General features: G+C 67.7%; 15 protein-coding genes. 1 reads left to right on the top strand and 14 read right to left on the bottom strand.

The genetic code is table 11. The features are described from left to right. Positions 1-260 precede the first annotated feature (260 nt). The 3 genes from EV652_RS28735 to EV652_RS28725 all read right to left on the bottom strand — a co-directional run bounded on the left by EV652_RS28735 (position 261) and on the right by EV652_RS28725 (position 4,259). The gene (locus tag EV652_RS28735; protein WP_132212380.1) at positions 261-2,336 is read right to left on the bottom strand and encodes an HNH endonuclease signature motif containing protein; all 2,076 of its coding nucleotides are present in this window, start codon (positions 2,334-2,336) and stop codon (positions 261-263) included. A gap of 121 nt (positions 2,337-2,457) precedes the next feature. Then, on the bottom strand, positions 2,458-3,297 hold the full coding sequence (locus EV652_RS28730; RefSeq protein ID WP_132212379.1) for an alpha/beta fold hydrolase: 840 nt from the start codon (positions 3,295-3,297) through the stop codon (positions 2,458-2,460). A 17-nt stretch (positions 3,298-3,314) separates the two neighbouring features. Beyond that, positions 3,315-4,259 carry a helix-turn-helix transcriptional regulator gene (locus tag EV652_RS28725; protein WP_132212378.1) on the bottom strand — a complete coding sequence of 315 codons (945 nt, stop codon included), beginning with the start codon at positions 4,257-4,259 and terminating at the stop codon, positions 3,315-3,317. Positions 4,260-4,320: 61 nt separating this feature from the next. On the opposite strand from EV652_RS28725, the gene EV652_RS28720 reads away from it, so the two are divergent. Continuing rightward, positions 4,321-5,463 (top strand): epoxide hydrolase family protein, encoded by a 1,143-nt coding sequence (locus EV652_RS28720; protein ID WP_132212377.1) that lies wholly within the window; start codon positions 4,321-4,323, stop codon positions 5,461-5,463. A gap of 29 nt (positions 5,464-5,492) precedes the next feature. Here EV652_RS28720 and EV652_RS28715 read toward each other — a convergent pair whose 3' ends face one another. The 11 genes from EV652_RS28715 to EV652_RS28665 all read right to left on the bottom strand — a co-directional run bounded on the left by EV652_RS28715 (position 5,493) and on the right by EV652_RS28665 (position 17,582). After that, positions 5,493-6,401 (bottom strand): ribonuclease Z, encoded by a 909-nt coding sequence (locus EV652_RS28715; RefSeq protein ID WP_132212376.1) that lies wholly within the window; start codon positions 6,399-6,401, stop codon positions 5,493-5,495. Positions 6,402-6,422: 21 nt separating this feature from the next. Beyond that, the gene (locus EV652_RS28710; protein WP_132212375.1) at positions 6,423-8,687 is read right to left on the bottom strand and encodes an aminotransferase class III-fold pyridoxal phosphate-dependent enzyme; all 2,265 of its coding nucleotides are present in this window, start codon (positions 8,685-8,687) and stop codon (positions 6,423-6,425) included. A gap of 14 nt (positions 8,688-8,701) precedes the next feature. Continuing rightward, positions 8,702-9,388: an MBL fold metallo-hydrolase gene (locus tag EV652_RS28705; RefSeq protein ID WP_132212374.1), complete on the bottom strand. Its 687-nt coding sequence runs from the start codon at positions 9,386-9,388 to the stop codon at positions 8,702-8,704. Positions 9,389-9,461: 73 nt separating this feature from the next. After that, positions 9,462-10,817, bottom strand: a complete 1,356-nt coding sequence (locus EV652_RS28700; protein WP_132212373.1) for a metallopeptidase TldD-related protein — start codon at positions 10,815-10,817, stop codon at positions 9,462-9,464. Next, a complete protein-coding gene (locus EV652_RS28695; protein WP_158441266.1) occupies positions 10,814-12,283 on the bottom strand; it encodes a TldD/PmbA family protein in 1,470 nt (489 codons plus the stop codon). Before EV652_RS28695 ends, EV652_RS28700 begins: the two co-directional genes overlap by 4 nt. Positions 12,284-12,442: 159 nt before the next feature. Next, complete coding sequence (locus tag EV652_RS28690) at positions 12,443-12,661, bottom strand: hypothetical protein (protein ID WP_132212371.1); 219 nt, start codon at positions 12,659-12,661, stop codon at positions 12,443-12,445. Beyond that, positions 12,658-13,458 (bottom strand): COG4280 domain-containing protein, encoded by an 801-nt coding sequence (locus EV652_RS28685; RefSeq protein ID WP_132212370.1) that lies wholly within the window; start codon positions 13,456-13,458, stop codon positions 12,658-12,660. Before EV652_RS28685 ends, EV652_RS28690 begins: the two co-directional genes overlap by 4 nt. A gap of 159 nt (positions 13,459-13,617) precedes the next feature. Then, entirely contained in the window at positions 13,618-14,592 is a 975-nt protein-coding gene (locus EV652_RS28680; RefSeq protein WP_132212369.1) for a threonine/serine dehydratase, read from the bottom strand. 9 nt (positions 14,593-14,601) lie between these two features. After that, a complete protein-coding gene (locus tag EV652_RS28675) occupies positions 14,602-15,411 on the bottom strand; it encodes an ABC transporter ATP-binding protein (protein ID WP_132212368.1) in 810 nt (269 codons plus the stop codon). A gap of 10 nt (positions 15,412-15,421) precedes the next feature. Then, a complete protein-coding gene (locus EV652_RS28670; RefSeq protein WP_132212367.1) occupies positions 15,422-16,447 on the bottom strand; it encodes a FecCD family ABC transporter permease in 1,026 nt (341 codons plus the stop codon). Between the two features lie 73 nt (positions 16,448-16,520). Continuing rightward, positions 16,521-17,582 carry a FecCD family ABC transporter permease gene (locus tag EV652_RS28665; protein WP_132212366.1) on the bottom strand — a complete coding sequence of 354 codons (1,062 nt, stop codon included), beginning with the start codon at positions 17,580-17,582 and terminating at the stop codon, positions 16,521-16,523.

The raw sequence follows: 17,582 nt of genomic DNA, 5'->3' as shown, positions 1-17,582 counted from the left end.
TGCGAACGGCTCAACTCGGCGGAAGAGTGAGCGCAGTCGCACCGAAGCAAGCGAACGGCTCAACTCGGCGGAAGAGTGAGCGCAGTCGCACCGAAGCAAGCGAACGGCTCAACTCGGCGGAAGAGTGAGCGCAGTCGCACCGAAGCGAGCCAACGGCCCAGCTCGGCGGAAGAGGGCTCAGTGGCACCGAGGTGAGCGAGCGTCGACTTAGGCAGCAACCATCGACGGTCCGTGAACGAGACCAGCAGCCCAGCCAGGCACTAGCTGGGCGGGCGAGCAGCAACGAAGGGTGATGGTCTTGTGGTGGCAGGCTTGGCAGGTTGGGATGATCCGGGGGTGGCCGGCCGGATGTCGTCACCCCAGATCGCCTGACGGACCTCATCCGGTGTGGCGTTCAGCCGGAGATCTGGTGTGCTGGCCTGGGAACGGCTGTGATGCTGCCCGCGGTCGTTGTTGTGTGGGCGGGCAGGATCGGCGACACACGTGGAGGTGTCCGCGGTGTCGTGGTGGATGGGTGGTTTGTATGTGTTGGGTGGGATGGGGTCGGGGGTGGCCCAGCCGGGGCGGGTGACGTGGACGACGTCGTTGATGATTTGGATGTGCCAGTGGCCGGTGTGGAGGTCGATGTGGTGGCGTTTGCAGAGTAGGACGAGGTTGGAGACGCTCGTGTTGCCGCCGTCGATCCAGTGCACGAGGTGGTGGGCTTCGCATTGGATGGGTGGGGCGCCGCAGACGACGCAGCCGCGGTCGCGGGCGTTGAGGGCGAGTCGCATGGGTGCGGTGATGAGGCGTTTGGTGGTGCCGACGTCGAGTGGTTGGGATTTGGTGCCGAGGACGACGGGGATGGCTTGGGCGTCGCAGGCCAGGCGGCGGACGGCGGCTGCGGACAGGTCGTCGCCGAAGACGGTCTGGCCGGTCGCGTCGGCGGTCGCGGCTTTGAGGGCGTGGTAGTCGATGGTGATGGTCAGGTGGGCCTTCGGACCGTGCCCGGGAATGTACTGGCCGAACGTGTCGTGACCCGACGCATCTCGACTCGACCCGTCGTGAGTCGATGCCTCGTGACTGGACGCCTCATGACTGGGCGCTTCGTGACTGGGCGCTTCGTGACTGGGCGCCTCGTGAGCAGCGGGGCTGTCGACCGGTGGCAGGTCTCCACGGCCGCGCTGGTCGGAGTTGCCAGCGGTGCTGGTGCTGTCGCGATGTCCAGGAGGTGCATCCGTGCGGGCGTTTGCGCCGGTCGAGGTGCTGGGGCGGGTGGGTCCGTCGGGGTGGCTGGCTGGGCTGGGATCACTGCCGGCGTTGCCTGTTGTGTGGCGGTCGGCGGGAGAGGTGTTGGTCGTGCTGCGGTCGCCGGCGGTGGTTGTCGTGGTGCGGCTGCTGGCGGTGGTTGTCGTGGTGCGGTTGCTGGCGGTGCTGGTCGTGCTGGTGGTGTGGGTGATGGTGGCTGCGGTGTTGAGGAGGGTGGTTAGGGCGTCGGCTTGGCGTTTGTCGCGGGGGCGGGGGTCGGGGTGGCCGTCGATGGTTTTGTGGGGTTTGGCGCCGCTGTGGATGAGGGTGCGGAGGAGTTCGGCGTTTTCGTTGGCGAGGTAGCCGCCGAACTTGACGCCGTTGTCGGCGGGTTTGAGGGTGAGGGATTCGCGGTGGTAGGCGCGGTTTTCGTCGGGTTCGGGGCCGTCGGGGTCGAGGATGTTGCGCATGCGGTGGGCGGCGTTGCGGAGTTGGCTGGGGGTGAAGGTGCGGGCCAGGTTGATGAGTTGGCGTTCGGCGGCGTCGAGGTTCTCGACCGGCACGGTGTCGGGGACCTTGTCCAGGGCGGACACGATGGCAGCCGCCTGCGCCGGGTGCATCGGGCGACCCCGGTCGGTCTGCTTGTTGCTATCGGCCTCATCGACCGTGCCGGCGCCTTCGGCCTGGTCGGCGTCAACGTCCTGGTCGGTGTCTTCGGCCATGCCGCCGTCATCGGCCCGGTCGGTGTCTTCGGTGTGGTCGGGGTCGGCGGTCTGGTGGGGGTTGGCGGGTGCGTCGGGGGTGGGCGGGCCGGGGAATGGGGTGGCGGGGTCGGGGAGGGCGGCGGCGATGGCCTGGTACTTGGTCAGGGATTTGGCGAGGCGAAGGTCGCGGCGTGCCTCGTCCGCGTCGATGCGGTAGCGCGTCGATAGGAAGCGGGCGGTGTCGCCGGCGCCGATGTCGTTGGCGTAGCCGGAGGCGTCGAGGTCGCCGGCGAGGTGGAGGTAGTAGGTCTTCAATCTGTGGATCTCGGCGACGGCTGCGTCGAGGCGCGACAGCTTCTCGCTGTCGGTCATCGACCAGGCGGGTCGTTCGCCGAGGATCTCCATGGCGACCACCCTAGGCACCGCCACCGACAGTTCTCAAACCAGGAATGCCCTTATTTTTAAGGGATTTCTGCCCACAGGCTTCGTCCCCAGGTTGTCCACAGAAACCAAGTGACGCGAGCGATCAAGCAGGCAGCGGGTAGGGGTTGTCGGTGAGGAAGTCGTCGATGAGGGCGTTCACCTCGGCCGGCGATTCCAGCGCGGCAAGGTGAGCGGACTGCTCCAGGACGACGAAGCGCGCGCCTGGGATCGAGTCGGCCATCTCCTCGGTCTCGGCGACCGGGAAGGTGGCGTCCTCGGCGCCGGCCACGACGAGGACGGGCGTGCGGATCCGGGCGAACAGTTCGCGCTGATCCGGGCGGCGTGGGACCACGCTGGTGACCGCATGGCGGCCGGACGCGATGTTCACCCGCCGGACGGATTCGTTGACCGCGGCAACGACATCCGGCTTCTCGTGTTTGGCGGTCGGGCCGAGGAACGCGTCGATCACCGGCCGGACAAGTGGTCCCCGGATCGCACCGAGGAGTTGGGCCGATCGGGTCAGGACGCCGTACTCGAACTTCTGCCGCAGGCCGGCCGGGGAGGCGGTCGCGTTCATCAGTACGGCGATGCCGATCCGGTCGGGGTGGAGGGCGGCGAACGTGCCACCGATCATGCCGCCCCAGCTGTTGCCGATGAGGTGGACCTTGTCGACGCCGAGGTCGTCGAGGATCTCGGTGATCACCTGAGCGCACTGCTCGAAGCTGAACGGTCCCGTCAGTGGGGTGCTGTCGCCATGGCCGGGCGGATCGACCAGGATCACCTGGAAACGGTCGATGAAATGCGGCGCCTGACCGGACCAGAGCATCCCGTCCATCAGCAGGCTCGGCCAGAAGAGCATGGCTGGTCCCGATCCCCCGACGCGCAGTCGGGTCCGGCCGAGCACGGTTTCGACGTACCGATCCTCCACCCCGGCAAGCGACATGACTGAAACCGTACAGGTCAGCCCGGCGGGACAGCGGCAGCCAAGCGGGTGGTCAAGGAGCGGACGTGAGCGATGAGTTCGGGTGGCGACTGGACTTCGAACGAGTAGGGCAGGAGGCCGATGTAGAGGGCCAACTCGTCCAGGGAGTTGGAGCCGGTCTCGACCCGGGTCGTGGCGGCGGTCACCGGAGTCACGGTCGCGATGCTCGGGCCCAAGCGGTCGGCGACCTGCTCGGCGGGCGCGTGGATGAGGAAGCGGGCCTGGTAGCGGTAGCCGCCGGACGCGACGCCGCGGGCGGTGGTATCCAGGTCGGGGACCTCGCGGGGAGTGAAGCGCGGTCCGGTCGGGATGCGCGGCTCGAGCCGGTCGAGGCGGAAGGTTCGCCAGTCCGTACGGTCGAGGTCCCACGCGACCAGGTACCACCGCCGACCGGTGTGCACGAGCCGATGCGGCTCCGTCGTACGGATGCTCGTCGTACCGTCATGACCGCGGTAGTCGAACCGCAGACGCTGCCGATCGCGAGTGGCCGCGGCGACCGCCAGCAACACGTCCGGTTGCACCACAGGACCGCCGGACGGCGTGACAGCGATTGCCTGTAGCAACTTGATGCGATGCCTCAGCCGGGACGGCAGCACTTGCTCGAGCTTCGTCAGCGCACGGACCGACGACTCCTCGATTCCGGCCACACCGCCCGTCGCGGCTTCGCGTAACCCGATCGCGACGGCGACAGCCTCGTCGTCGTCCAGGAGCAACGGCGGCAGCGCCGTACCCGCGCCGAGGCGATAGCCGGCCACCCCTGGTACGGCGTCGACGGGGTAACCGAGATTGCGCAGCTTCTCGACGTCGCGACGGACGGTCCGCGCCCCGACACCCAGCTCCGCCGCGAGCGCGGCGCCACTCCACTCCCGGGGTAGCTGCAGCAAGGAGAGCAACTTGAGCAATCGAGCAGAAGTTTCGAGCATGCCGAGATTCTGTCAGGAAGTTAGGACTGAAGCTGTCCTAACCGGATGACACTGTAGAACCATGATCGAACCTTTCCGCATCGACATCCCGCAGAGCACCCTCGACGACCTGGCGACCCGGTTGGAGAACACCCGGCTCTCGGCCGCACTCCCCGGCGACGACTGGGACACCGGCGTACCGGTCTCCTGGCTGTCCGAACTGGTCGACTACTGGCGCACCGGGTATGACTGGCGCAAGGCCGAGGCAGAGCTGAACGCGTACCCGCAGTTCACCACCACGATCGACGGCCAGCAGATCCACTTCCTGCACGTGAAATCGGCTGAGCCCGAGGCGCTCCCGCTCGTCCTCACGCACGGCTGGCCGGGATCGATCGTGGAGTTCCTCGACGTGATCGGCCCGCTGACGGACCCGGTCGCGTACGGCGGCTCGAGCGCGGATGCCTTCCATCTGGTCATCCCCGCGCTCCCCGGATTCGGTTTCTCCGGCCCAGTCAGCGACAGCGGCTGGTCGACGGACCGGGTCGGGCGGGTGTGGGCCGAGCTGATGAACCGCCTCGGCTACGAGCGGTACGGCGTACAGGGCGGTGACATCGGCGGGGCGGTGTCACCCGAGGTGGCCCGGGCGGCGAAGGACCACGTGGTCGGCGTGCACGTCAACGGCGCTCCGGGACTGCCGCCGTTCCCGTTGGCGGACGAGGAGTTCAACAGCCTGACCCCGCTGGAGCAGGATCGGATCGGGCGGATCGCGACCTTCATGCAGGCGGAGTTCGGCTACATCTCGATCCAGTCGACGCGGCCGCAGACGCTGGCCTACGGGCTGGTCGACTCGCCGGTCGGGCAGCTCGCCTGGATCATGGACAAGTTCCGCGCCTGGACCCATCCGGCCGAAACCTTGCCCGAAGAGATCATCAGCAAGGACCGGCTGCTCACCAACGTGATGCTCTACTGGCTCACCGGTACGGCGGGATCGGCGGCGTACGTCGGTTATGCCCAGCAACAGGCGTGGGGCGCGACCAAGGAGAACTCGGGCGTGCCCACGGCGGCTCTGGTGTTCGCGCACGACGTCGGCATCCGCCGGTACGCCGAGGTGGAGAACACCATCACCCGCTGGAACGACGTCGACCACGGCGGCCACTTCGCGGCCCTCGAGGAGCCCGAACTCCTGGTCACCGATGTCCGCGAGTTCTTCCGAACCCTGCGCTGACGAACCGCGGGCCAGGAAACGTCAGCCCGTCAGCCGCGAGCCGGGACGCGGGTGCGGGTCAGGTCGGCGGCGACGATGATTTCGCCGGTGAACTCCTCGGCGGCCTCGTCGTGGAAGGCCTGCGGGTCCAGGTAGCGCTGGGAGAAATGCGTCAGCACAAGCTTACGGACGCCGCATTGCTGGGCCACTCGGGCGGCCTGGCGGGCGGTGAGATGACCGAAGCGACGGGCCAGCAAAGACTCGCTGGAGAGGTAAGTGGACTCGATCACGAGCAGGTCGGCGCGGTCGGCGAGCTGGAGGACGTTGTCGCAGAGACGGGTGTCCATGACGAACGCGAAGCGTTGCCCGGGCCGCGGCTCGCTGACCTGCTCGATCGTGACGGTCCGGCCGTCGATCTCGATCGAGCCGGCTTGCTGCAGCCGCCCGACCGCGGGGCCAACGACACCGTGCGAAGCGAGCTTGTCCGGAAGCATCCGCCGGCCATCCGGCTCGATCAACTGGTAACCGAAGGACTCGATCGGGTGCTCGAGGCGGCGCGCCCACAGTTGCCCGAACGGTCCAACCGACAGCAGACCGTCCTCCTCGACGGGTTCCTCGATCAACTCGGCCCGCTCATAGAACGAAGCGGCGTACCGCAGTCGGGTGAAGTAGGTCTGCCCGGACGCCGGATAGTGCGCCCGGACCGGATGCGGTACGTCGTCCAGCGACAGCCTCTGCACGATCCCCGGTACGCCGAGGCAGTGGTCGCCGTGGAAGTGGGTGACGCAGAGCCGGGTGATCGCGCCGGCCGCGACCCCGGCGTACAGCATCTGGCGCTGCGTGCCCTCACCCGGATCGAAGAGGAACCCCTCGGAGTCCCAGCGCAGGAAGTAGCCGTTCTGCGTGCGCTCGCGCGACGGCACCTGGCTTCCGGTGCCCAGCACAACCAGTTCGCGCACGCGCCCAACAGTAGTGCCTCGCTAACGCAGCGCTTGTTGGAACGCGATTAAGAACTGCTCGACTTCGGCCGCGGTCCAGATCAGCGGCGGCCGGATCTTCAGCACTCCCCCACCAGGTCCGGTCGTTCCGACCAGTACGCCGTACTCCCGCAACCGTTCGGCGAAGTCTGCCGCGCCGGGCATCTCCACTCCGACCATCAGCCCTTGCCCGCGCACCGGCAGGTCCGGGACCAGCGACTCCAAGCCGGCGCGCAGCAGTGCACCGACCTCGCCGGAACGAGCGACCAGGTCACTCTGTTCGATCACGTCGAGGACGGTCAGCGCCGCGACGCAGGAGACCGGGTTGCCACCGAAGGTGCTGAAGTACTCGTCCACCTCGACGAATGCCTCCGCGATCTCCCGCCGTGTGATCAGCGCCGCGACCGGGTGCCCGTTGCCCATCGGCTTGCCGAGCGTGACGAAGTCCGGGGTCAGTCCGAAGTCCTGGAACCGCCAGAGGTTCCGCCCGCCGCGCCCGAACCCGGCCTGCACCTCGTCCGCGAGGAACAACCCGCCGACCGCCCGTGCCTCGTCCTGCAAACCACGCATGAACGAGTCGGTCGGCGTCAGGATCCCCGCGCTGCTGAACACAGTGTCGACCGCGAGCAACGACAGATCGTGTCCGGCCCGCTGCAACTCCGCTCGCGCGGCCCGAACCCGTTCAACCGCAGCGATCCCGTCATCACCAGCATCCCGAGGCGCCTCGAAGACGGCGACATGCGCCGGCCGGGCCTCCACCGGATACGTGTTGGTCGAGAACGCCGCGGTCGCCTCGCTCACGCCGTGATAGGAGAGGTCGGCAACAACCGCACCACCCCGCCCGGTGACGACGCGCGCCATCCGCCACGCGAGGTCGTTGGCCTCACTCCCCGAGTTGGCGAACACACACGTGTCCAGCCCGTCCGGCATCGACGCCGTCAGCCGCTCGGCCAACTCGACCACGTTGGGATGCAGGTAGCGCGAGTTCAGATTGAGTACGGCGGCCTGCCGCGAGATCGCCTGGACGACGGCCGGATGCGCGTGCCCGACGACCGGAACGTTGTTGTAGGCATCGAGATAGCGGCGACCGTCAGCGGTGTGGATCCACGGACCCTCGCCCCGCACGACCTGCAGCGGCGATCGGTAGAACAGTGGCGACAGCTCACCACCGAGCGCGGCCTGCCGTCGTACCAGCAACGTCGGATCAGCCGCCTGGGCGGAGACGACGCGCGAGGTGCCGCTCAGGCGGTGGAAGCGGTCGGCCAGGTCGGCTGACGAGCTGTCGGCGAGGAGGTCGAGGATGCGCCAACTGCCGGCGACCAGGCTGGTCAGGTACTCCTCGTTGTCCGGGTAGAGCGGCGCACGCCAGGCCGAGATCAGCACACTCGCGGCGGATCGGGCGAGGACGAGCTCACCGATCAACGCGACTTCCGAAGGCTCGAGCGGCAGCACCCGCTGGTACCCGTCGAGGAACCGGGCGGCGTCACCCCACAGATCGTCGGACTCACGCAGCAGCGACGTCAGACTGATCGCGAGATCGGCGACGCGGGCCGTGTGGTGCATGTCGCCGAAGTCGATCACACCGGTGATACGGCCGTCCTGCAGCAGCACATTGCTCAATGTCACGTCGCCGTGCAGCACGTACCCCGGCAACTCACGCGTCGCCGCGTCGAGCCCTTCGAAGCGATCGAGCAGCCAGTGCATCGGGGCGCGACGACGCTCGTCCGGCAGGCGGTCGGCGTACGGACGCAAGGTGGTCACGATCCGCGGATCCCAGTCGAGCCGCCGGTACGCCGCCGGATGGCCGAAACCCTGCAAGGCGCGCGTCAGCCACGCACTCACCGACCCGAAGTCGGCCGCGAACCACGCCGGCAGCGTGGCCAGATCGGCGACCTCGCCAGGCATCACCGTCATCACGCGGACCAGATGCGACCGCCCGTCGGCCGCCTCGACCGTCACCACCGAACGACCGTCGAGGCTGGTCAGTACGCGCGGGATCGGGAGGTCAGGGTCGACCACCTCGACGTGATGCATCGCGGCGCTCTCCATCGCGATCTGCTCCGGGTCGTCGCCCGAGTTCGACACCTTGATCACGAGTCGTCGGCCGTCCGGCGCCGCCGCGAGGAAGTTCCGGTCCCGCTCACTGCGCAGGTCGGAGACCTCGGCGTCGATGCCGTACTCCACCTGCAGCAACCGCGTCGCCGCGGTCAGGTCGACCTGAGGCGGATCCTCGAGCATGCTCGGCGTCCGCTCGGGGATGGTGTCCACAGCAACTCCTTCGCTCACGGGACCCGAAACTCCAGTGGCACAGCCGGTCCGGTGTAGTCGAAGCTACCGTCCGGGGCGAGCCGAATCGGCCGATCGTGGCCCGGATAGACAACCTGAGCCATCGATCCGACCCGCTCGACCGACGCATCGGCCCGCGCCCGGTCGTACGGCCTGCCGGACGCCCGGCGAGAGCGCAGCACGGCGAGTGTTGGTACGGCGTCGGCCGCGAGTACTGCGGTCCCCTCCGGCGTACTGACTGCCAGACCGATCGATCCAGGCGTGTGTCCCGGTAGCTCCAGCACCTGAATGCCCGGGATCACCTCGTCCCCCTCGCCGACCTCGTGCAGGTCGAGATCGTCCAGGACTGCCTTGGCCCACCGCGGGGTACCGAAATCGGTCGACGGCGGGTTGGCCAAGTTGCGGAGTTCGTCGGGGTGGATGAGGACCTGCGCCTTGTCGAAGAGGTCCGCGTTCTGGAGGTGGTCCCAGTGACCGTGGGATACGACCACCTTGCTGATGTCGTCCGGCACCAGACCGCGATCCGCCAACGCTGTCAGCAGTTTCCGCCGCCGCCCGACGTGACCGAAGTCGAACAGCACTCGCTCGTCGCCGCTCTCCACCAGCACCACGGAGCAGAAGGCCGGATTGCCGTGGTCCGACGTCAGCGAGTAGCCGTTCAGCAAGGGTGTGACCGAGGGCATGCAGTCTCCAGACGAGGTTGGTGCAGCAGTGCCCCGCGGATTATGAGCACGCGTCACGCGGGGCACTGCTGGATCAGGGGAGGGCGAGCGGACCGGCGTCGATCAGCAGGGACGGTACGACGACGCTGTCCATGAAGGTGGTGTCGCCGCACTCACGGGTGTTGCCGACGGCAAGGACCGCGTTGAGTACGTCGTCCATCCGGAAGGTGAAGCGCACCTGCGGGTGCCACGCAACGAGCTCGCCACCTTCGGCCCAGTACGTGCCATCACGTGTCGTGCCGGTGACCAGGGTCTGCTTCGGATGAAGCGAGCGCAGGTAGTCCAACCGGTTGACGACGAGCCCGCTGCCGCAGTCGGAGAGCAGTTCCTCGTCCGTTGCGTCGCCAGGAGCCAGCAGCAGGTTCGACGGGCTCGGGTCCCCGCCGAAGCGCCAACCGTCCGGGACCGCGTGGCCGGTCGGAACGCCACCGGTGACAGCCGCGCGACGACGGTCGGAGACGACACCGGTGAGGACACCGTGATCGATCAGCTGGGTGCGGCGTCGTACGTTGCCCTCGGCATCGAAGCCGCTGGGCAGGCCATCCGCGTCGGCACCGTCGTCGACCAGGCTGAGGAGGTCGCTCACGACCCGCTCCCCCAGCCGGCCGGCGACTGCCGAGCGGCCGGTTGCGTAGCCGGTCGCGCCGAGGACGAAGTGTCCGTACGTCGCCATGAGCGTGATGACGGCCTGTGGTTTCAGCAGCACGCGGCAGGGACCGTGGTGGGCTCCGCGGGTCGGCAAGGGGGTCAACGCCGTACGCAGCTTCGCCGGGATCTCGTCGACCGGAATCCGGTCGGCATCGCGGTGCATGTACTTGACGCTGACCGAGTTGTCACCCTTCTTGGCGATCGCCTGAATGGCTGCCTTGGTCAACGTCTCGGCGCGGAACAGCCCGTCCGAGTCGGCCACGACCCGATCCAGTACGTCGTACCGGATCGCACCACCGAGCGTCGTCGACGAGTCGAGCCCGTCGCGAACCGTCGAGAACCACCGGTGCCGGACGGCGGGATCGGACTCGAGCACCGAAGCCGAAGGCACCACCTGAGGCGCCACCTCCGCCTGCGCCCCGTCGGCCTGCGCCGCACTCCCCGCACTCGCAGCACGTGGGGAGTGCGCGTCGGGCAACGGCGCCAGGTCGGCCAGGGCGGCATTCAGACGGTCAGCCAACCCCTGAACAGCTTCGGGATCCAGCGTTTCCAACGAACCTGCGACGGAGCGGCCGTTGCGGGTGGTGCGGACGCGGACGCGGAGACGGCGTTCGCTGTGCTGGGCGGTGACTTCGGACTCGGCGAAGCGGAGCAGGTCGGCGTGTTCACCGAGTACGTCGAGCCGGGTGCCCTCGCCGAGGATCTCCAGCGCCTGTTCGACCTGGGACTGTTCGATGCTCATCGACCCACCTGCACATTCTGGAAGCGACCTGGGACCGTGCCGTGACCGACGTGCGCGACCTGCAGCGGCTCGCCCTTGTTGCAGGACGGGACGCCGTGCAGTTTCCACTCGTCCGGTCCGCCCAAGGCGTCGAGGCTGGCCCAGAACTGTGGCGTGACACTTTGGTACGTGCAGTTCTTCAGCAGCCGGCCGACCTTGCCGTCGCGGATCTCCCAGCCGACCTCGGTACCGAACCGGAAGTTCATCCGCTGGTCGTCGATGGAGAAGCCGCGGTTGGTGTCGACCAGGATGCCGCGCTTGGTGCCGGCGATCATCTCGTCCAGCGAGGACTCCCCCGGCTCCAGGCAGATGTTGGTCATCCGTACGAGCGGCAATCGCTGCCAACCGTCGGCCCGGGCCTGCCCGGTCGACTCACCGCCCAACGTCCCGGCCGACTCGCGACCGGACATGTAACCGAGGAAGATGCCGTCCTTGACCAGTTGGGTCCGCTGCGCCGGCACGCCTTCGTCGTCGTACCCGAAGGAACCGAGGGCGCCGGGGATGGTGGCATCGGCGTACGCCGACACGATCGGTGAACCCCACCGGAAGGTGCCGCGCCGTTCGGGGGTGGCGTAGGTGCCGCCGGCCAGGCTGACCTCGGTGCCGAGCGCACGGTCGGCCTCCATCGGGTGACCCGCGCACTCGTGCAGCACCATCGCGAGTTGGTTGCTTCCAGCAATGAGTGTGGTGATCTCGTCCGGGCATTGCGGAGCGGACAGCAGAGCGACCGCCTCGGAGGCGATCCGGGCTGCCTCGCGATCCAGGCCGAGCGAGATCACGTGCTCGTAGCCGGCGGTCGCGAAATCGCCGCGCTGGCCGCGGATCTGCCGTGGCACGCCTTGCGGGAAAGACCTTCGCTGCAGGTCGTCGCCGTCGCTGGCGTTGACCATCAGGCCGCCGCCGCTCTCGGTCAGGGTCTGCTCGATCAGCGCGCCCTCGGTGTTCGCGAACACCTTGTGGTCGCGGTAGAAGTCCACCGACGCCTCGATCTGCTGCACCAGCGGACCGGCGGTCGCGGCCTCCTTCACGGTCGCGGCCAGCAGGTCGAGCTTGCTGGACAGCGGAACGGTGAACGGATCCACCTGCATCGGCGAGCTCCACGTGTCGCGGGTCGTCACCGGCGAACCGAGCGACACCCGCCCACCACCGCCGGCGGCGCGAGCCTGGCCGACCGCCTGGGCGACCACCGCGTCGATCCCTTGCCGATCGAGCCGGTGAGTAGCGGCGAAACCCCACTGGCCGCCGATCAGTACGCGCAGGCCGAGTCCGGTCGAGTCGTCGTACCCGACCTCGCCGGGGCCTTCGAGCTCGACCAGCACCTGCTCGTGCGTCCGCCGGACGACGCGGACGTCGCCGTACTGCACCTCTGCGGGAAGCAGCCCGAGCACCGCCTCGGCGGTATCGCGCAGTACCGATGAATCAGACACTTCGGGACCTCCGATGCAAAAGGGAACGGGCGCCTCGATCTGCACTGTAGCAGATACTACGAGATCTTGAGAAGACGTTGGATTCACTACAGAGCCACTCGGGCAAGACTCCGGCCCCGCACACCTGTGCGGGGCCGGAGGTCAAGCAGACAAGGAGAATCAGCGTCGTTTCGGGCGTACGTCGATCGCCAGACTGATGGCGAACGCCACCACGATCGCGACCCCGCCGAACAAGGTCAGCGCGGTGTCACCGAGGGCACCGGTAGCCATCACTGCCAGTGTCACGCCGAGTGCGAGCACCACGGCGACGGCGATCTTCCAGTCGTCACCGATGATGAAGTCGTACCAGAACTGCCCGAAGGCCTTGAGAAACTTCACTTCTTCACCTCCACAGGGGCGTCGCCGGCAACCACCGGCGTCGCGGACGCGGGCGTCCGCAGCACCGCGACGAAGATCCGGCTGAGCAGCAGCCAGGCGGCCAGCAGGACCAGGATCATCAGGTCGTGACCGGGCCAGTCGATGCTCTCCCGGCCGTCCCGGAAGATGCCGAGACCCTCCACCGCCCAGTAGGTGCCGAACGACGCGAGCAACAGGCCGACGCCGTACTTGAGCAGGTTCTCGTTGATCATCGACAGTGGCCGGCGCAGCGCCACCGCGACACCGAGCACGATCACCACGGCGGCGATCGCACCGAGCGCGGCACCCGGGATGTTGTCCGCGTTCAGACCGAAGGTCAGCACGATGAACACGACCTCCATCCCTTCGAGGAAGACGCCCTTGAAGGAGACCATGAACGCGAACAGATCCAGGCCGGTCTTGGTCTCACCGGCCGCCTTGGCCGCCGCGACCTCCTCGCGGTAGATCGCATCCTCGTCATGGACCGCCTTCCGCCCGGACGATCTGAGGATTGCCTTGCGCAACCACTGCAGACCGAAGATCAGCAGCAGACCGCCGATCGCGAGTTGCAGCGCCGATTCCGGCAACCAGTTCGCCAGTGCGTACCCGGCTGCCAGGGTGACCACCGCGAGCGCACCGAGCGCCGCGAAGGTGCCGGCCAGCGCCGACCGCCAGCTCCGGGTGTACCCCATCGCCATCACGATCGTGGTCGCTTCCACCATCTCCACGAAACACGCGACGAACGTCGCGATGATCAACCCCCACGTTGCCGCATCCATCAGCCACTTCCTCATCTCAGATGAAACATATGCTGCACGAAACGATAGTTACGTCGTGGCGAAGGTGTCAACGGCACGCCGAGAACAGCCACCAGTGCCTGGACGCGGGCAGGCCGAAGCACCCGAGGTGGTTTGCCTCGGGTGCTTCGGCGGGAGGGGTCAGCTCAGCGCGGCCACCAACGTGCTCGCGGAGATGTTGCCGCCGCACGAGACGACGGCGACCCGCTTGCCTTCGAGTTCGGTACGACGGGCGCGCGCGGCAGCGAACGCCATCGCGGCGGATCCTTCGATCAACTGGTGTTCGGTGTCGATCACCATCCGCAACGCGGCGCTGATCGCGTCCTCACTCACGAGCACCCAGTCGTCGACCAGTTCACGACACAGGTCGAAGGTGATACTGCCGGGCTCGACGCTGCCCGCCGTACCGTCCGACAACGTGTCCTGCGCGTCGACCTGGACGATCTCCCCGGCCCGCACCGACGCGGCCATCGCGTCGTCGCGCACGGGCGAGGCGCCGTACACGCGAATCCCCGGCAGATGCTTCTTGAGGACCGAAGCGACTCCGCTGATCAGCCCACCACCGCCGACCGCCACGACCACCGCATCGAGCGGTTCGCCGGCCAACTGCTCGAGGATCTCGACCGCGACCGTGCCCTGCCCGGCGATGATGTCCGGGTCGTTGTACGGCGGCACGTAGGTCAGGTCGTGCTCGGCGGCGTACGCCCGCGCCTTGGGCTCGAGCACGCCGGAGTCGTTGCCCTCGGCATGGAGATCGAGACCGAGCCGGCGCAGCGCGGCCACCTTGCTCGGCGACGCGTTCTCCGGCAGGTAGACGAGACCGCGACCACCGAGCGTCGCCAGCGCGTTCCCGACCCCGAGGCCGTGATTGCCTGTCGAGGCCGTGACCACGCCCCGCTCCCGCTGCTCGTCGGTCAGCGTCAGGATCTTCGCCATCGAACCACGGGCCTTGAACGAGCCGGTGCGCTGGAGGTGCTCACACTTCACCAGCACCTCTGCGCCGACCTCGTCACTGAACGCACCGAAAGTGACCAACGGTGTCGGCGGCAGATGCTCGCGCAACCGAGGCGCCACGCGTTCCGACCGCTCGGCGGCTTCCGCAGGGCTCAATGTCATCCAGTACTCCTATCCAGTTGCCACGGAGAGCTGGGCGCGGAGGCCGGCTCGCAGTGGGATACACATCGGCTTGCCACTGACCGGGTGCGGGACGACCTTCGACTCCACCCCGAACACGTCGCGGATGATGTCGCAGGTGAACACGTCTTCCGGCGTTCCTTGGGTGACGAGGCCGCCGGACTTCATCACGAACACGTGATCGGCGTACTCGGCGGCCATGTTGAAGTCGTGCAGCACCATCGCGACCGTCTTGCCCTGCTCCTGGTTGAGCTGGTGCAGCAGGTCGAGCACCTCGAGCTGGTAGGCGACGTCCAGGTACGTCGTCGGTTCGTCGAGCAGGATCAGGTCCGTGCCCTGGGCCAGGCACAGCGCGATCCAGACCCGCTGCCGTTGACCACCGGACAGCTGATCCACGTGCTGGTGCCGCAGTTCCGCCGTACTGGTCACCTCCATCGCCCACTCGACGGCTTCCTTGTCGGCCGGGCTCGGCACCTTGAGCGAGGCTCGGTGCGGATGGCGGCCGAACCAGACCAGGTCCTCGACCGAGATGGACTCGGGGGTGACCAGGACCTGCGGCAGGATCGCGAGCAGCCGGGCCACCTCCTTCGTCGGTGTTTCCTGGATCGACTTCCCATCCAGGATCACACTTCCTTTCTGCGGAGGCAGCAACCGGGCCAGGGCCCGCAGTGCGGTGCTCTTGCCCGAGCCGTTGGGACCGATCAGCACGCTGACCTTCCCGTCCGGGATGGTCAGGGTCAGGTCTTTGGCGATGACGCGCTGGTCATAGGCGAGCTGTACGCCCTGTGCCTGCAGACGCATGGCGGTTCTCCTACTTTCCGGTCTTCACGAGCAGGTAGAGGAAGTACGGTCCGCCGACGACCGCTGTCACCAGTCCGGCGGGGATCTCGAGCGGCGGGGCGAGTCCGCGGCCGAGCATGTCGGCGAAGAGCATCAGCAGGACGCCGAACAACGCGGCGGCCGGGATCGACGCAACGTGCTTGCCACCGAACACGCGGCGGGCCATGTGCGGTGCGATCAGTCCGACGAAGCCGATCGTGCCGGACACCGCGACCGCGGCGGCGGCCAGCGCGACCGAGAACAGCAGCAACGTCCGCCGGGTTCGCTCGACCGGCTCACCGAGTCCGGCGGCGAGGTCGTCACCGAGCCCGAGGACGTCGAGCTTGCGGCTCCAGATCACGATCAGCGGCACGAGGACGAGCACCCAGGGCAGGATTTCGAGCACCGAACTCATCGACCGGCCGAACAGGCTGCCGGTCAACCAGATCAGCGCCGCGCTCACGTCGAGCGGATTGCGCACCAGCAGGAACCGGATGCCCGCCTCGAAGGCCGCGCTCACCGCGATACCGACCAGCGCGATCCGAACCGGAGTAGCGCCGCGGCGATAGGCCAGCAGGTACACCAGTGCTGCGGCGGCCAGACCACCGACGAACGCCGCCGGTACGACGGCCACCACCGGCATGCCGGGGATCGCGAGCAGCAACAGCATGCCGGCGAACCCGGCACCCTTGGTCACCCCGACGACATCAGGTGCGGCGAGCGGGTTGCGGATCACACCCTGCATCACGCTGCCGGACACCGCCAGAGCGATCCCGACCAGCCACGCCAGCAGGACTCGTGGCAGCTGGAACTGCACGACGATCTGTGCCGCCTGATCGCTGGTGTTGCCAATCACGGCGTTGAACACGTCACCCATCGACACGTCGGTCGCGCCGACACTGAGACTGTAGAAACTCAGCACCACCGCCAGCACACACAGCGATCCCATCAGAACGGATGGATGCCGCTGGGCGAGCGACGTACGCCGAACGTGCTGCGCGAGAATCGCCGTACTCATCGACGTCCTCGCTTCGCTCCGGGCGCCGATGAGTAAGACTCACTGTGCTTGATGATGAACTCGCTCCGCTCGTTCATGATGTCACCTTCTGTCGACGAGCCAGGTAGACGAAGATCGGTGCACCGATCAGCGCGGTGACCACACCGGCAGGCACCTCGAACGGTGGCTTGACGTACCGGGACGAGATGTCGGCGTACAGCACGAGCACCCCACCGCCCACCGCACACAGCGGCAACAGCACCGTGTAGCTCGAACCGACCAGCCGGCGGATGATGTGCGGCACGATCAGCCCGATGAACGCGACGGGACCGGCTACCGACACCGCCGCACCACACAACACGATCACCAGGGCCGACCCGTACATCCGCGTCCGCTCGACGTTCTGACCCAGGCCGCGGGCCATGTCGTCACCGAGAGCCAGCAGATTCAGCGGCCGCGCCATCGCGAACGCACCGATCAAACCGAGCACCAGCCACGGCAACAGGTTGCGGATATCGCTCCAGCCGGCGAAGTTGACGCCACCGACCAGCCAGAACAACACACTGTCGGCAGAGTTCTCGTCGAAGATGATCAGCACCTGCGTCAGCGAGATCAGCAGACTGCTCGCCGTCACACCGGCCAGAGCGAGCCGGACCGGACTGACCCGGCCCCCGCCGGACCCCGCCAACAGCATCACCGAGACACCCGCAACGGCCGCACCACCGAACGCCAGCAGAATCGTCGGCGCACCCGACAGCGACGGCACCACAGTGATCGCTAGTACGACGATGAACACCGCGCCGGCGTTGACGCCCATGATCTCCGGTGCCGCGAGCGGGTTCGCGGCGACCGCCTGCATCAGCGCGCCGGCTACCGCCAGGGCGGCGCCGACGCAGAGCGCCAGCACCACCCGCGGCATCCGGATCGACTCGATGATCAGTTCATCGGGCTGATCGGCCTTGAAGATCGCCCCCGGCACCCGCGACAGCGGGATCTGCTGACTCCCGATCGACAGACCCCACAGCACGCCGGCCACGACCAGCACCAGGAGTGCCAGCGTCACCCAGGTGACCCGCTGCTTGTTGGTGACGATCCTCGGACGCTTGTGGGTAGCGTCCTCGGCTGGTTTGGGCACAGTGCCCACGGACGAGGCCAT

This window comes from Kribbella steppae, assembly GCF_004342025.1.
In the GTDB taxonomy this organism is placed as follows: domain Bacteria; phylum Actinomycetota; class Actinomycetes; order Propionibacteriales; family Kribbellaceae; genus Kribbella; species Kribbella steppae.
Note: the sequence above shows the minus strand (reverse complement) of the source record. Positions and strands in the feature narration are given on the sequence as shown.

Coding starts and splice junctions, on each gene's coding strand:
- EV652_RS28685 (WP_132212370.1), bottom strand. CDS start 13,458: ATGGATGCGGCAACGTGGGGGTTGATCATCGCGACGTTCGTCGCGTGT.
- EV652_RS28700 (WP_132212373.1), bottom strand. CDS start 10,817: ATGAGCATCGAACAGTCCCAGGTCGAACAGGCGCTGGAGATCCTCGGC.
- EV652_RS28665 (WP_132212366.1), bottom strand. CDS start 17,582: ATGGCCTCGTCCGTGGGCACTGTGCCCAAACCAGCCGAGGACGCTACC.
- EV652_RS28735 (WP_132212380.1), bottom strand. CDS start 2,336: ATGGAGATCCTCGGCGAACGACCCGCCTGGTCGATGACCGACAGCGAG.
- EV652_RS28675 (WP_132212368.1), bottom strand. CDS start 15,411: ATGCGTCTGCAGGCACAGGGCGTACAGCTCGCCTATGACCAGCGCGTC.
- EV652_RS28680 (WP_132212369.1), bottom strand. CDS start 14,592: ATGACATTGAGCCCTGCGGAAGCCGCCGAGCGGTCGGAACGCGTGGCG.
- EV652_RS28670 (WP_132212367.1), bottom strand. CDS start 16,447: ATGAGTACGGCGATTCTCGCGCAGCACGTTCGGCGTACGTCGCTCGCC.
- EV652_RS28705 (WP_132212374.1), bottom strand. CDS start 9,388: ATGCCCTCGGTCACACCCTTGCTGAACGGCTACTCGCTGACGTCGGAC.
- EV652_RS28730 (WP_132212379.1), bottom strand. CDS start 3,297: ATGTCGCTTGCCGGGGTGGAGGATCGGTACGTCGAAACCGTGCTCGGC.
- EV652_RS28720 (WP_132212377.1), top strand. CDS start 4,321: ATGATCGAACCTTTCCGCATCGACATCCCGCAGAGCACCCTCGACGAC.
- EV652_RS28725 (WP_132212378.1), bottom strand. CDS start 4,259: ATGCTCGAAACTTCTGCTCGATTGCTCAAGTTGCTCTCCTTGCTGCAG.